The following is a 13,950-nucleotide window of genomic DNA, read 5'->3' as shown; positions in this document are numbered from 1 at the left end:
GAGGAGCGGACATGGTCACGGAAACGGCGATCTTCACGGCGATCCCCGCCGGACGCGAGCCCGAGCACGGCCATCTCCGGGTGACCGTCTTCGTCACGCCCCGCCTCGCCACGGGAGCCGCGGCCGGGGTGCTCGTGCCGATCACGGACTTCCCGGCGTTCGCGAACTGGCCGGCGACCCTCGCCGGCGCCCGCTTCGCGTTCGACATCGGCGGCGTCGGCCAGGTCGAGGGCTTCGAGCCCGACGGGGCCATCGCCCCCGACCCCGACCTGTGGGAGCGGCTCTTCGGCGGCACCACCGTGGGCGAGGCAAGGTTCCAGCACTTCGAGCAGGCCGTCGTGCACTCCTATCCCGTGGGCGAGGTGGCCTCCGCGGTGACCGGGCTGTTCCAGCTCATCGCCGCCAGCAGCCCGGAATCCTTCCCTCCCGTCACCCGCGGGCCGCTGCGCGGGAAGCTCGACGAGCTGAAGTCGCCCGTGCCGCCGTCCGAACGCTGGAAGGGCGGTCGCCGGCAGGAGGTCAAGCGGCGTCTCGCCGAGTTCCGCGGCGCCTCCGACCCGCAGGGGCGGTTCCTGTCGATCGACGCGGTTCCCCCGGCCGAGCGGCCGTCGGTCGCGCTCGCCGCGGCGGCATCCTTCTACGACCGCACCGACGACCCCTGGGACCCGGTCACGGCGACCGCACCGCCGCCGACGCCGGTCCCGCCGGAGTTCCACAGCTTCGTCGCGCGCTGCGCCGACTTCCCCGAGCTGCTGCGCCATCTCGGCCTCGCGATCGACGTGTTCGTCCCGGACGACCCCGGCATCCACGAGCACACGACCGTCCAGGTGCTCGCCGGGGTCAACGGCGGCGACCTCGAGTCGCTCCTCGCTCCGAAGCCCGCACGGCCCATCACCAACGCGCACCGCACCGACCGCGTCTGGGCGCCCGCGTCGCGCAGCGAGCTGCCCGACATCGTCGACGGCAGCCTCGTCGTCGACGACACCCGCCGGTTCCTCGTCGACCAGCTCGACCCCGACGGCTCGGCGCTCAAGGTCACGACGCTGCTCGCCGACCTCGAACGCGTCGACGCCGAGCTCCGCGACAGCGCGGCGCGCAACGACCACGCCCCCTCGATGACGACGGATGCCGCGTCGCTGCCGGCGCTGCGCTCGGCGGGCATCATCGTCGCGCGGCACGACCGCGCGGCGGGGCTCGTCGAGCAGTTCGACGCGTCCGCCGACCACGAGGCCGACCACGCCGCGGGGCGGTCCGCCGTGCTCGACGCCGCCGACGTCACGCGGGGGTGGCGGCTCGACATCCAGGACGAGGCATCCGGGACCCGCGAGTGGTACTCGCTGCATCGGCGCACGGGGGAGTACGAGCTCGTCGAGCCCGGTCCCGCCCGCGTCCCGCTACCCGTGCAGCCCGCGCCGGACGAGGGGCATCTGAAGGCCGCGAGCACGTCGAGCGGCGACCCGGCCCCGACGGCCGACCAGTACCTGCACGAGACCGTCATCGGCTGGGACGGCTGGTCGCTCGCCGTGAAGCGACCGGGCAAGGTCGTCGACGAGACTGACCCGGTCGACCCGCAGAAGACCCCGCCGGAGGTCGCCGACACCGGGTTCCCGCTCGCCGCGCGGTTCGCCGTGCAGCGCGGTTCGCTTCCGCGGCTGCGCTACGGGCGGCGCTACCGGCTGCGCGTGCGCGCCGTCGACCTCTCGGGCCGGTCGATCCCCGAGGACCAGCTCGACGAGGCGCACGAGCGCGACCTGGACGAGCCCTACCAGCGCTGGGAGCCCGTGCCCTCGCCGGCGGTCGTGCCGCTCACCGAGTACACCGAGGGCGAGTCGCTCATGCGGATGGTGATCCGCTCCACGCCCGGCACGCCGGTCGCCGACTACGTGAGCCTCGACCGCGTGCGGACCCTGTCCGGCCATCAGCCGTCCGGCGACCTCGGCATCGTCTACCGCACCGAGAACGAGCGGAACCTCGCCGCGCCCATCGGCAGCGTGCAGCTCGCCGAGACCCACGGCAGGTTCGACGCCGCGCTCGCCGGCGATCCCGTCGCCGTCGCGCAGCAGTTCGCGATAGCGGGCCGGGAGGCCGGAAGCTACCTGACCCTGCCCGGCGGACGGGTCGTGAGCACACGCGTGCCGCCGCCGGCCTTCGATGGGAGCAAGGGCCAGGCGCTCCTCGACGGCGACTACGTCGTGCACGCCAACCGCGCACTGCCGCTGCCGTACCTGCCCGACCCGCTCGCCCGGGGCGTCTCGTTCACGAGCCTGCCCGGAGACGCGACGGGCGGTGGGGGCGGCGCCGGCGGCGAGGTCGAGGGCGTCCCGCCGACGCGCATGCTGCGCTGGCCGGGCGATCCCGGCACCTGGTTCGACCGGCGTCCCGTGCTCCTGCGGATCGTCGAGGGCGACGCCCCGCCCGTCTTCGACGAGCCCGCGCGGACGCTGACCGTGTCGCTGCCGAAGGCGACCACGGCGACCGTCCGGCTGAGCTCGTTCCTCGACGACGCCGACGTCGACCTCATGCGCGTCTGGCACCTCATCGACGACCTGCAGGCCCCGGCCTCCGCGGCCGAGCGCGACACGGTCCGCCGCGGTCGGCACTGGATGGTCACGCCGTTCACCGAGCTCACGCTCGTGCACGCGGTCGAGAAGCCGCTCGAGCCGCCCGAGATCCGGCTCGGCGCGGGCTCCCGCCGCGACGTCCACGCCACCTTCTCGCTCCTGCCCGGGGTCGTGCACAACCACGCCGCGAGCACGGGACGCATCGACATCGACGCCGCGTGGGAGGATCCCGTCGACGACGTCCTCGAGCCGACGCCGCGCATGGAGCCCAAGCGCGCCCATGTCGCCGACTTCCGGCTCGAGGCGTTCGAGGTCGACGCGCAGATGTGGCCGACGAGCGGACCCGCCGCGGGTCCGTACGGGCCGCGCCACGAGGTCCGCCACGAGTTCGGCGACACCCGCCACCGCTACGTCCACTACACGCCCACGGCCACGACCCGCTTCCGCGAGTACTTCCCGCCGCAGGTCACCGAGCGGCCGGAGCTGATCACGTCCACGGGTCCGGTGCTCACCGTCGACGTGCCGTCGAGCGCGCGACCTGCGCCGCCCGACGTCGAGTACATCGTCCCCACCTGGGAGTGGCGCACCGAACCGCTCGACGCCGGCGGCGCCTTCGCCGTGCGCCGGATCCGCACCGCCGGCGGGCTCCGCGTGTACCTCGGGCGGCCCTGGTACTCGAGCGGACCCGACGAGCTGCTCGGCGTGGTGCTCGCCCGGCAGCCGTGGATCACCTGGCCGGTCGACGTCGACCGCGGCGTCATCGGCGATGTCGAGGCGATCGCGCTCGCCGACGCGTGGGCGGGCCGGGTGCTCGAGCACGTCGGCGAGTCCGGCGTCGGCGTTGCGACCGCGGCGCCCGCCGTCCGCTCCGAGACGGCCAGGCGGCTCGCCGCGCACATCGACGCCGTCGTCGAGGCCGGACGCCCCGGTCCCGCCGGCGCAGCGCCGGAGCCGCCGGCCGCCGAGGGCGACGAGCGGTTCCTGGTCGCGGTCGATCGGGCCGTGGCATCCGCCCGAGCCGTCGATCGCGACCTCATCCGCGCGAGCCGAACGGATGTCGCCTCCGGTCTCGTCACCGAGTTCCTGCCCTGGTTCGGCAGCACCGGCGCCGAGGGCCGGCGGTTCACCACCACCTGGGGAATGGACCCGGTGTTCGCCGGCGCGCGGCTCCCCGCCGGGCCGTTCGTGCACCAGTTCCCGCAGCGCACCGCCTACGGCACCGTGCGCCTCGCGGAGGTGGACGACCGGGTCACCGTGGTCGGGCACACGCCCTCGTTCGACGAGGAGCGGCGGCTCTGGTACTGCGACCTGCAGGTCGAGACCGGCGAGGCGTACACGCCGCTCATCCAGCTCGCGCTCGCCCGCTACCAGCCGCACTCGGTCGCTGGACAGGAGCTGTCACCGGTCGTGCGCGCCGACTTCGCGCAGGCGATGCCGCGACGTGAGGCGACCTTCGTGGCCGCGGCGGACGCTCGCGCGGTGGTCGTGACCCTCCGCGGTCCGGTCGGCGTGCCCGACCACGCCGAGCCCCTGCCGAGCCTCGCCGCCGAGGTGCGCGCGTCGCGCCGGGTCGAGGTCTGGATCGAGCGCCTTCGCGCCGGCGCCGCGACCGATCTCGACTGGGAGCGGGTCGGCGACGTGACCTTGCTCGACGTCCGACTCGGGCTCGCCGCGCTCGTCCAGCGGCGGTACGGCGAGATCGAGTGGGCCGGCGCGGTGCCGATGCCCGAGCGGTCAGAGGGAGACCAGCTCAGGGTGCGGATCGCCGAGTACGAGCTGCACGAGGGCGACCCGATGGGCCTGCCCCTCGAGGTGATGGTCGGCCCGGTGCGCGGCCGCCGGCTGGTCTACGGCGACTCGGTCGACCTTCCCGCGTGACGCGCCGCCCGCACGCCCGCCCCGGCCGACATCCGCCCCGCACACGCGAAGCGGGCCCGCCCCCGAGGGGACGGGCCCGCTTGCGTCATCCGCCGACGAAGGCATTCCGTACGGGCTGCGCGGCGCGTGCGTCCACCGGCGTTCAGGCGGCAGGCCGCGCGGCAGCGACGGGGTCGACGGCGGCGCGGAGCGCGTCCACGAGCGGCGTGGTCGGGCGCCCGATGAGGCGCGCGAGCGTGCCGTCCGACTCGGCCAGGTCGCCGCGGGCGATGCCCTCGTCGATCGCGGCGACGAACCCGGCGGTGCCCTCGTCCAGCCCGACGGCCACGAGCGACGCGACGCGCTCGTCGGGCGTCTGCGGCACGTACGCGACCTCGCGGTCGAGCACGACGGATGCCGCGGCGGCGAGCTCCTCGAACGTCCACGGCTCGTCGGCGCCGAGCTCGTACGCGTTCCCGACGTGGCCGTCCTCGAGGAGCACGACCGCCGCGGCCTCGGCGAAGTCGCGACGGGGAGCGGATGCCACGCGGCCGGCGCCCGCGGCGGCGGCGATCACGCCCGTCTCGGCGGCCGCCGCGACATCCGCCGCGTAGTTCTCGGTGTACCAGTTGTTGCGGAGGATCACGGCGGGCACGCCCGACGCGGCGATCGCCTCCTCGGTCGCCGCGTGCTCGGGCGCGAGCACGAGCTCGGACTCGGTCGCCTTCGGCGCGCTCGTGTACACGAGCTTCGACACGCCCGCAGCGGCGGCCGCGTCGATCACGTTGCGGTGCTGGGAGGCCCGCTCGCCGAAGGCGGTCCCCGAGATCAGCAGCACGGCGTCGACGCCGTCGAGGGCGGGCGCGATGGTCTCGGGGCGGGCGTAGTCGAGCTCGACGACGCGGATGCCGCGGCTCGCGGCATCCGTCAGCTTCGCGGTGTCGCGCGCGGCGGCCACGATCTCGGCGGGCGCCGCGCCCCGCGCGAGGAGCGCGTCGACGACGAGGCGGCCGAGGTGGCCGGAGGCGGCGGTGACGAGGATGGTCATGGTGATCCCTTCGGTCGGTCCGACGCGGTCGTCGGCTCACCGGTGCCAACCGGTCGGGTGCCCCAAGCCTTCCCTATCGCGGGTACCCACTTCGGAGTAAGGTACGCACATGACGGTAAGTCTTGCAGAGATCCGGGAGCGCTCGGGTGAGGTCTTCCTCGAGGGGTGCCCGACCCGGGTGGTGCTCGACCACGTGATGAGCAAGTGGGGCGTGCTCGTGCTGCTCGCCCTCACCGACGGCACGCTGCGTTGGGGCGAGCTGCGCCGCGAGGTCGAGGGCATCAGCGAGAAGATGCTCGCGTCGACGCTGCGCACGCTCGAGGCTGACGGGCTCGTCGCGCGGACGTCGTACCCCGAGGTGCCGCCGCGGGTCGAGTACTCGCTCACCGACCTCGGCCGTGCGCTCATGGAGCGGATGCTGCCGCTCGTCGACTGGGTCGCGGAGCACGCGTCCGGGATGGTGCGGCGATGAGCGGGCGTGGGTCGGCGGCCGCCCTCGGCGGCCTCGCCGAGCTGGCGCGCGACGCGCTCGCCGCGGCATCCGCCGATCGCGTGCTGATCGGCATCACCGGCAGTCCGGGCGCCGGCAAGTCGACGCTCGCCGACGCACTCGTCGCCGTGCTGAACGAGGCGGATGGCGCGGGGACGGCGGTGCACCTGCCGATGGACGGGTTCCACCTCGCGAACGCGACCCTCGACCGCCTCGGGCTGCGCGACCGCAAGGGTGCCCCCGAGACCTTCGACGGATGGGGGTTCGCGAGCCTGGTCGCGCGCGTGAAGGCCGAGGTCGACCACACCGTCTACGCGCCGAGCTTCGAGCGCGAGGTGGACGAGCCCGTCGCGGCGGAGATCGCGATCGAGCCCGCCGTCCGCATCGTCGTCGTCGAGGGCAACTACCTGCTCGTCGACGAGGAGCCGTGGCGGCACGTCGACGACCTGCTCCACGAGACCTGGTTCGTCGAGGCGACCGAGGAGGAGCGCGTGCGACGCCTGGTCGACCGGCATCGCTCGTCGGGGCGCACGGCCGACGCGGCGCTCGCCTGGGCGCACGAGATCGACGGCGCGAACGCGCGGCTCATCGAGCCGACGGTGGCGCGCGCCGACCTCGTCGTCTCCGGCGCGACGTGGGAGGTCGCCGTCGGCGCGTGAGCCGGGGACCAACGGCACTGTGCCGGCGGGCGCGCGCTCCGCGAGCGCGTCCCAGAGGTTCTGGTCTTCGAACTCGTGGTGCGTGCCCGCGTGGCGGCTCGTGGGCCGGCGTGCGTACGAGCGGAATCGAGCGGAGCTGCTCGGGCGGCGCCGACGTCGGCGGCGGGTGCGAGCATGGGAGCATGCCCGTGCCCGAGTCGCCCACCTTGCATGCGCGCGACGCGGGAGACTGGCGGTCCGGGCTCGAACGGCTCACCATCGCCGAGCGGGGCGGGCCGCCCGAGCGCGCGCGCCCGCTCGGCCTGCAGTTCGAGCTGCGGCGACGCGTCACCCGCCGGCCGGGCCGGTTCCAGGGCGCGCGCGACGAGCCGGCGCGCCGGGCGGCATCCGTCGACCGGCTCGGGGTGCGCCCGGTCACGCGCGGGTCACGCGGCGCATGGATCAAGTCCGGGCTCACGTGGCAGAACATCGCCTACCAGGGCGAGTCCGGCGGGTACGACCCCGCGCAGGCGCGCTGGTTCGCGCAGTTCGCCGCTCTGAAGGGCGCGCCGCCCGGCGGCATCCCGACGTGGGGGTCCGAGCTCATCACGGTCGACGAGTACGCGTCGCCGCTGCTCTGGGCGCTGCTCGCCGAGGCGCGGCGTCTCGGCATCCACCTCGCGGGGGCGGATGCCACGCCCGACGTGCGACTCGCAGACGGCGCGTGGGTCGGGCTCGACGCCGCGATCGGCGACGACGGCGTGCTGGTGCTCGCGCCGACCGTCGAGATCGACGGCGCCGCGACGACCGCCGAGCACTCGCGAGCCGTCGGCGAGCACGGCGTCTACCGGTTCGACTTCGACGCGGGAACGATCGAGCTCGCGCCGGTCGCGGGCGGCGTCACGTCGGCTCAGGGCGCGCTGCTCGGCGGGGGCGCCGATGCGCTCCGCATCCCCGCCGCCGACCTCGACGAGTTCCTCGGCGCGCACTACCGGCCGCTCGCGCGCACCCTGCCGATCGCGAGCCGCGACGGCAGCTTCGCGCCGCCTCCCGCTCCGCCCGCCGAGCTCGTGCTCACGGCCGCGCACGGGGCCGCCGGGGCGCTGCGGCTCGCGTGGGCATGGGACCACGGCGACGGCCGGATGAGCCCGCTCGCGGCATCCGTCGACCCGGTGCGCTTCGACGGCGAGCCCGCCGAAGCGCGTGCCGCGGTGATCGCCGCCGCGCTCGACGTGCTCGACGGCTTCGAGGCCGACCGGCCGGGCGTTGCCGAGCGGCTTCGCACCGCCCTCGAGCACGCCAGCGACGACGAGGTCGAGCTGCACGACGCCGATGCGGCCGCGTTCGCCGACGTCGTGCTCCCGCGCCTCGGCGCGGTCGACCGCGTGCGCGTCGACACCGTCGGCGAACCGCCCGACTACCGCGAGCTCAGCGAGAGGCCGACGCTCACCGTCACCACGGTCGAGTCGCGGCAGGCGGATTGGTTCGACCTCGGCGTCGTCGTGACCGTGGCCGAGCGCCAGGTTCCGTTCATGCCGCTGTTCCGGGCGCTGTCGAACGGCGCCCGGCGGCTGAAGCTCGTCGACAACTCCTACCTGTCGCTGCGCCGCCCCGAGTTCGACGCGCTCAAGGAGCTCATCGACGAGGCCGGCACCCTCGCCGAGTGGGAGACGGGCCTGCGGATCCACCGTGCCCGCGCGAGCCTCTGGGCCGACTTCGAAGACCTGGCGGATGCCGCGGAGCCCGCCGTGAGCTGGCGTGCGACCGTCGCCGCGCTCGCCGACGACGCCGCCGTCGAGCCGCTGCCCGAGCCGGCCGGCCTCGCGCTTCCGTTGCGGCCCTACCAGCTCGACGGGTTCCGCTGGCTCGCGTTCCTGTGGCGGCACCGGCTCGGCGGCATCCTCGCCGACGACATGGGCCTCGGCAAGACCGCGCAGGCGCTCGCGCTCATCCAGCATGCGGTGGAGGCGGCGGGTCTCGAGAGGCGCTCGACTCCGTCGAGTGCTCCTCGACCTGCAGAGGGGGCCCGACCGTTCCTCGTCGTCGCGCCCACGTCGGTCGCGTCGAACTGGGTGCGCGAGGCGGCCCGGTTCACGCCCGGGCTCCGCGTGGCATCCATCGCCGCCACGGAGGGCGCCGGCCGGCCGACGGTCGCCGAGGTCGCTGCGAGCGCCGACCTCGTCATCACCACCTACGCCGTCCTGCGCCTCGACGCCGACGCGTTCGGCGCGCTCGAATGGGGCGGACTCGTGCTCGACGAGGCCCAGTTCGTGAAGAACCCGGCCACGAAGGCGCACGAGGCCGCCCGCGGCATCCGCGCGCCGTTCCGACTCGCGGTCACGGGCACGCCGGTCGAGAACCACCTCGGCGAGCTGTGGGCGATCATGAACCTCGTCGCGCCCGGGCTGTTCCCCTCGCGCCGCGCGTTCGACGAGCGGTACCGCCGCCCCATCGAGGAGGACGGCAATGCCGAACGCCGTGAACTGCTGCGCCGACGCATCCGCCCGCTCCTGCTGCGCCGCACCAAGGAGGCCGTCGCGCCCGAGCTGCCCGCGAAGCAGGAGCAGGTGCTCACCGTCGCGCTCACGCCCCGCCACCGTCGCCTCTACGACGCGACCCTGCAGCGCGAACGGCAGAAGCTGCTCGACCTGCTCGACGACGACCTCGACCGGCAGCGGTTCATCGTCTACCGCTCGCTCACGCTGCTGCGCATGCTCGCGCTCGACGCGTCGCTCATCGACGAGCGGCACGCCGGCATCCCGTCGGCGAAGCTCGACGCGCTGTTCGAGCAGCTCGACGACGTGCTCGCCGAGGGGCACCGCGCGCTCGTGTTCAGCCAGTTCACGTCGTTCCTCGGCCGGGTCGCGGGCCGGCTGGATGCCGCGGGCGTGCCGTACGCGTACCTCGACGGGTCGACGCCGGCCCGGGCGCGCGACGAGCAGGTCGCGCGGTTCCGCTCGGGCGCGGCATCCGTCTTCTGCATCAGCCTCAAGGCCGGCGGGTTCGGGCTCAACCTCACCGAGGCCGACTACGTGTTCCTGCTCGACCCGTGGTGGAACCCCGCGAGCGAGCAGCAGGCCGTCGACCGCGCGCACCGCATCGGGCAGGAGCGCCAGGTCATGGTCTACCGGCTGGTCGCCGAGGGCACCATCGAAGAGAAGGTCATGGCGCTGAAGGCCCGCAAGGGCGAGCTCGTCGCGTCGGTGCTCGACGGCGGGGCCGACGGGGCGGAGGCGACGGATGCCGCGCTCACCGCGGCCGACGTGCGCGGGCTCCTCGACGGCTGAGGGACCGAAGGCCCGCTCGCGAGCCGCCGGCAGTCGCAGACTGTCCCGGAACCGACCGCGAGGAGCCGCCATGACCTACGACGTCCGGATCACCAGCACTCCGCAGCGGCACCTCGCCGCCGTGCGCCAGTCCACGACCTTCGCCGACATCCCGAACCTGATGCGGTCGGCGTTCGAGCGGGTCGCCGCTCACCTCGGCCCGCTCGGACTGCTCGGCGACGGCCCGGCCGCCGCGAAGTACTCCGACATGGATCCCGCCTCGGGGCGCGTGACGGTCAGCGCCGGGTTCGTCGTGCCCGATCCGATCGAGGGCGACGGCACGGTCGTGCCCGACGAGCTGCCCGCCGCCGAGGCGGCCACCGCGACCCACATGGGCTCGTACGCCAGGGTGTCGGAGGCGTACGACGCGATCGGCGCGGCGATGGCCCTGCACGGCCGCGAGCTCGACGAGTCGACGATGTGGGAGGAGTACTGGAGTCCACCGGGCACGCCCGACGACCAGACGAAGACGGTCGTGTACTGCCCGCTGAAGCCGGCCGGCTGAGCCGGCGGCATCCGCTCACGCCCAGAGATCGCCGAGCAGCGCTCCGACCCACACGCCGGCCAGCGCGCCGAGCGTGCACGCCACGAGCACGCCGAGTCCGTTCGCGACGGCCGCGCGGTAGCGGTGCTCCTGCGCGAGCCGCACGGTCTCGACGCTCGCGGTGCTGAACGTCGTGTACCCGCCGAGCAGGCCGACGCCGGCGATCGCGGCGACTTCGGGCGGGAGCCATCCGTTCGCGGCGATGCCGGCGAGCACGCCGAGCGCGAACGAGCCGGTCAGGTTCACCAGCGCGGTGCCATAGGGGAAGGTCGCGCGCGTGTGCGCCTTCAGCAGTCCGTCGAGGAAGAACCGCAGGGCGGCCCCGACGCCGCCCGCGAGCGCCGTGCCGAGGAAGAGCAGCGCCGTCACGGCCGCGCCTCCCCGAGGCGCGGCGGACGACGCCGGGCGATGGCGCCGCCGAGTGCGATCCCGGCCACGCTCATGGCCGCGCCGAGCACGACCGTGCCGAGCGCGTACGCCACGGCCCAGCCGGTGAGACCCGTGACCGTGAGCATCGCGGTCGCGGTCGCGAGCGCGCTGTAGGTCGTGAACCCGCCGAGCACCCCGGTGCCGACGAGCAGGCGGATGCCGCGGCGCCGACCCTCGTCCGGCCCGGACCGCACGAGCACCTCGAGCAGGAGGCCGAGCGCGAACGCGCCCGCGAGGTTGATGCCGAACGTCGTGACCGGGAACCGGTCAAGGTCGGGTGCGAGCAGCAGCATGCCCTGGCGGAGGGCGGTGCCGACCGTGCCGCCGGCGGCGACGAGTCCCAGGTAGCTCCAGCGCCGGTGCGGGGGCGCCGACGTCACGAGTCCGATTCCCACGGCAGGGCGGCGCCGAGTCCCACGGGCGAGAGCGGGATGACCACGACGGGGCGGTGCTGCCGGTGGGCGAGGTGCGCGGCGACCGAGCCGTTGAACAGCTCATGGAGGGTGCCCCGAAGGCCGCCCTCGCGCGTGCCGACGACGATCATCATCGCGTCGAGCGTCTCGGCGAGCCGCGCGAGGGCGCGCGCGGGGTCGCCGGCGAGGGCGCGCGTCTCCCAGGCCACGCCGGTCGGATCGAGCAGGGCGTGCAGCCGGGCCTCGAGCTCCGGGTCGACGCGATCGACGGCTGCATCCGCGCCGTTCGCCGTGCCGGCGTCGGCGTCGGCGTCGGCGAAGGCGGCATCGGCGTCGGCGAGGTCTGGGTCGAACGGCGCCGAGCGGATGCCGCCGTCCGGGCGTTCCTCGACGACGTACCGCCCGGCATCCACCGTGGCGCAGACGAGCCGGGTGCCGAGCTGCGCGGCGAGTGCCGCAGCCTGGGTCGCGACCGCGTCGGGCTGCGCGGCCATGACACCGACGACGAGGGTGCGCTGCGCTGGATCGGGCATGAGGTCTCCGCGGCCAGCCTCCCACACGGCATCGCTCGCACGCGACAACGACCGCTCGCGGAGACGAGAATCGAGGCGGAGGTCGATGATGATCACGCACGAGGTCGAGAACCAGCCGCCGCCACGGGTCGGCGTCGACGAGTTCGCCGCGAACGTCCCGCTCGTCGAGGCGGTGGCGCGGTGGGGTACGGATGCCGCGGCCCCCGCGTTGCACGAGGTCGGCGCGCTCGTCGGCTCGGCCGAGTTCCAGCGCGATGCCGAGCGCGCCGACACGCGCCCGCCCGTGCTGCGCACGCACGACCGGTGGGGCAACCGCGTCGACGAGGTGGACTACGACGAGGCGTATCACCGTGTCATCCGCTCGGCCGTCGCGGCGGGGGCGCACACGTCGGCGTGGGCTGACCCGCAGCCGGGAGCGAACGTGGACCGCGCCGCGGCGTTCTTCCTCTTCTCGCAGGTCGAGCCGGGGCACGCGTGCCCGGTGTCGATGACGCACGCGGCGGTGCCGGTGCTCGAGCAGGCCGCGCCGGGGCTGCGCGACGACTGGATGCCGCGGCTGCTGAGTCGCGATTACGAGCCGGGTCTCGATGCGGGGCCGGGTTGGCCGGGTCTCGAGACGGGCCCGGCTTCGCCGGGTACTACTCGACCACCGGGAGCAGGCAAGCGCTCGGCGCTGATCGGCATGGCGATGACCGAGAAGCAGGGCGGCTCGGACGTCCGTGCCAACACGACTCGCGCCGAGCCGACGGGCGACGACGGCGCGTGGGGCCGGGAGGTCCGGCTCACGGGCCACAAGTGGTTCTGCAGCGCGCCGATGAGCGACGGGTTCCTGGTGCTCGCCCAGGCGCCGGGCGGCCTGTCGTGCGTGTTCGTGCCGCGCGTGCTGCCCGACGGATCCCGGAACCCGTTCCGCATCCAGCGGCTGAAGGACAAGCTCGGCAATCACTCGAACGCGTCGAGCGAGGTGGAGTTCGACGGCACGACCGGGTGGCTCGTGGGGGAGGAGGGCCGCGGCGTCGCGACGATCGTGCAGATGGTCACGCGCGCGCGGCTCGATTGCGTGCTCGGATCGGCCGCGGGCATGCGGCAGTCGGTCGCCGAGGCGGCTTGGCACGTGCGGCACCGGCGCGCGTTCGGGGCGCTCCTCGTCGACCAGCCGGCGATGGCGGCCGTGGTCGCCGACCTGGCGCTCGAGTCCGAGGCGGCGACGGTCACGGCGATGCGGCTCGCGCGCGCGTACGACGCCGACGCGTCCGACGAGGACCGCGCGTTCCGGCGGCTCGCGACGGCGGTCGCCAAGTACTGGGTGTGCAAGCGCGGCCCGGGCCACGCGTACGAGGCGCTCGAGTGCCTCGGCGGCAACGGCTACACCGAGGCGTTCCCGCTCGCCCGCCGCTACCGGGAGCAGCCGCTGCTGGCGATCTGGGAGGGCTCGGGCAACGTCATCGCGCTCGACGTGCTGCGCGTGCTCGAACGCGAGCCCGAGGCGTTCGACGCGTTCTTCGGCGTGGTCGGCGCCGCCTCCGGGGCGGATGCCGCCTTCGACCTCGAGCTCGCCGAAGCCCAGTCCGTCGTGGTCGAGCTGGCCAGAGCGGATGCCGCGTCCGCCGCCCTCCGCGCGAGGGAGCTGACGGAGCGCCTCGCGCTCGTGCTCCAGGCGTCCCTGCTCGTGCAGCACGCGCCGCCGCCGGTCGCCGACGCGTTCGCGCGCACGCGTCTCGAGGGCGGAGGCGGCATGCTCTACGGCGCGCTCCCGCCCGGGGTCGACACGGACGCGATCCTCGCCCGCGCCTGAGGCGGAGCGGCCGGGCGCTGCCGTGCGCCGGGCCGGGCGAGGCACCGACCGGGCGCTGCACCGGCCGCCGCCGGGTGCAGGCTGGAGCGGCACCGGCCGCCTCCGCCCCACCGCACGCCGCTGTCCACGGCACTCCGCGGTCCACCATGGCGGACGATGGTTTCCAGCCTGCTCACGTCAGCAGCGCCCCACATGAGGCGACCCGGGAACGAGCCGCGCGCGGCGGGAGCTGACCTGCAGTCTGCTTGCCGTTCCCATGTCGGCGCGGCCTCACATGAGGCGATCCGAGGATGAGCCCCACGCGGCGGGAGACGGC

10 protein-coding genes are annotated in these 13,950 nt (G+C 74.7%); 6 read left to right on the top strand and 4 right to left on the bottom strand.

All coding sequences use genetic code 11. From position 1 onward, the window contains the following. Positions 1-11 precede the first annotated feature (11 nt). Positions 12-4,439 (top strand): hypothetical protein, encoded by a 4,428-nt coding sequence (locus tag ACULK4_RS14685; RefSeq protein ID WP_445966324.1) that lies wholly within the window; start codon positions 12-14, stop codon positions 4,437-4,439. 142 nt (positions 4,440-4,581) lie between these two features. Here the strand turns inward: ACULK4_RS14685 and ACULK4_RS14680 are convergent, their stop codons facing one another. Beyond that, positions 4,582-5,466, bottom strand: coding sequence for an NAD(P)H-binding protein (locus ACULK4_RS14680; RefSeq protein WP_445966323.1), 885 nt, complete (start codon positions 5,464-5,466; stop codon positions 4,582-4,584). A gap of 109 nt (positions 5,467-5,575) precedes the next feature. Between ACULK4_RS14680 and ACULK4_RS14675 the strand changes: the two genes are divergently transcribed. The 4 genes from ACULK4_RS14675 to ACULK4_RS14660 all read left to right on the top strand — a co-directional run bounded on the left by ACULK4_RS14675 (position 5,576) and on the right by ACULK4_RS14660 (position 10,425). Further along, positions 5,576-5,938, top strand: coding sequence for a winged helix-turn-helix transcriptional regulator (locus ACULK4_RS14675; RefSeq protein ID WP_445966322.1), 363 nt, complete (start codon positions 5,576-5,578; stop codon positions 5,936-5,938). Then, the gene (locus tag ACULK4_RS14670; RefSeq protein ID WP_445966321.1) at positions 5,935-6,615 is read left to right on the top strand and encodes a nucleoside/nucleotide kinase family protein; all 681 of its coding nucleotides are present in this window, start codon (positions 5,935-5,937) and stop codon (positions 6,613-6,615) included. Before ACULK4_RS14675 ends, ACULK4_RS14670 begins: the two co-directional genes overlap by 4 nt. A 182-nt stretch (positions 6,616-6,797) precedes the next feature. Continuing rightward, the gene (locus tag ACULK4_RS14665; protein ID WP_445966320.1) at positions 6,798-9,881 is read left to right on the top strand and encodes a DEAD/DEAH box helicase; all 3,084 of its coding nucleotides are present in this window, start codon (positions 6,798-6,800) and stop codon (positions 9,879-9,881) included. A 70-nt stretch (positions 9,882-9,951) separates the two neighbouring features. Continuing rightward, on the top strand, positions 9,952-10,425 hold the full coding sequence (locus ACULK4_RS14660) for a GyrI-like domain-containing protein (RefSeq protein WP_445966319.1): 474 nt from the start codon (positions 9,952-9,954) through the stop codon (positions 10,423-10,425). 15 nt (positions 10,426-10,440) lie between these two features. Here the strand turns inward: ACULK4_RS14660 and crcB are convergent, their stop codons facing one another. From crcB to ACULK4_RS14645, 3 genes are read right to left on the bottom strand one after another with little or no spacing between them, the layout of a single operon-like run. Beyond that, positions 10,441-10,833, bottom strand: coding sequence for a fluoride efflux transporter CrcB (crcB, locus tag ACULK4_RS14655; protein ID WP_445966318.1), 393 nt, complete (start codon positions 10,831-10,833; stop codon positions 10,441-10,443). After that, positions 10,830-11,273: a fluoride efflux transporter FluC gene (locus ACULK4_RS14650; RefSeq protein ID WP_445966317.1), complete on the bottom strand. Its 444-nt coding sequence runs from the start codon at positions 11,271-11,273 to the stop codon at positions 10,830-10,832. Before ACULK4_RS14650 ends, crcB begins: the two co-directional genes overlap by 4 nt. Next, on the bottom strand, positions 11,270-11,839 hold the full coding sequence (locus ACULK4_RS14645; protein ID WP_445966316.1) for a universal stress protein: 570 nt from the start codon (positions 11,837-11,839) through the stop codon (positions 11,270-11,272). The genes ACULK4_RS14650 and ACULK4_RS14645 overlap by 4 nt, the downstream gene beginning before the upstream one ends. Positions 11,840-11,924: 85 nt before the next feature. On the opposite strand from ACULK4_RS14645, the gene ACULK4_RS14640 reads away from it, so the two are divergent. Continuing rightward, on the top strand, positions 11,925-13,634 hold the full coding sequence (locus ACULK4_RS14640; protein WP_445966315.1) for an acyl-CoA dehydrogenase family protein: 1,710 nt from the start codon (positions 11,925-11,927) through the stop codon (positions 13,632-13,634). Positions 13,635-13,950 lie beyond the last annotated feature (316 nt).

The organism is Agromyces selenitireducens (assembly GCF_052748465.2).
The sequence above is the reverse complement of the archived record's forward strand: the minus strand, read 5'-3'. Positions and strand labels throughout refer to the sequence as shown.

Excerpts from the sequence above, each read along its gene's own strand:
- ACULK4_RS14685 (WP_445966324.1), top strand. The coding sequence starts at position 12 with ATGGTCACGGAAACGGCGATCTTCACGGCGATCCCCGCCGGACGCGAG.
- ACULK4_RS14680 (WP_445966323.1), bottom strand. The coding sequence starts at position 5,466 with ATGACCATCCTCGTCACCGCCGCCTCCGGCCACCTCGGCCGCCTCGTC.
- ACULK4_RS14675 (WP_445966322.1), top strand. The coding sequence starts at position 5,576 with ATGACGGTAAGTCTTGCAGAGATCCGGGAGCGCTCGGGTGAGGTCTTC.
- ACULK4_RS14670 (WP_445966321.1), top strand. The coding sequence starts at position 5,935 with ATGAGCGGGCGTGGGTCGGCGGCCGCCCTCGGCGGCCTCGCCGAGCTG.
- ACULK4_RS14665 (WP_445966320.1), top strand. The coding sequence starts at position 6,798 with ATGCCCGTGCCCGAGTCGCCCACCTTGCATGCGCGCGACGCGGGAGAC.
- ACULK4_RS14660 (WP_445966319.1), top strand. The coding sequence starts at position 9,952 with ATGACCTACGACGTCCGGATCACCAGCACTCCGCAGCGGCACCTCGCC.
- ACULK4_RS14645 (WP_445966316.1), bottom strand. The coding sequence starts at position 11,839 with ATGCCCGATCCAGCGCAGCGCACCCTCGTCGTCGGTGTCATGGCCGCG.
- ACULK4_RS14640 (WP_445966315.1), top strand. The coding sequence starts at position 11,925 with ATGATGATCACGCACGAGGTCGAGAACCAGCCGCCGCCACGGGTCGGC.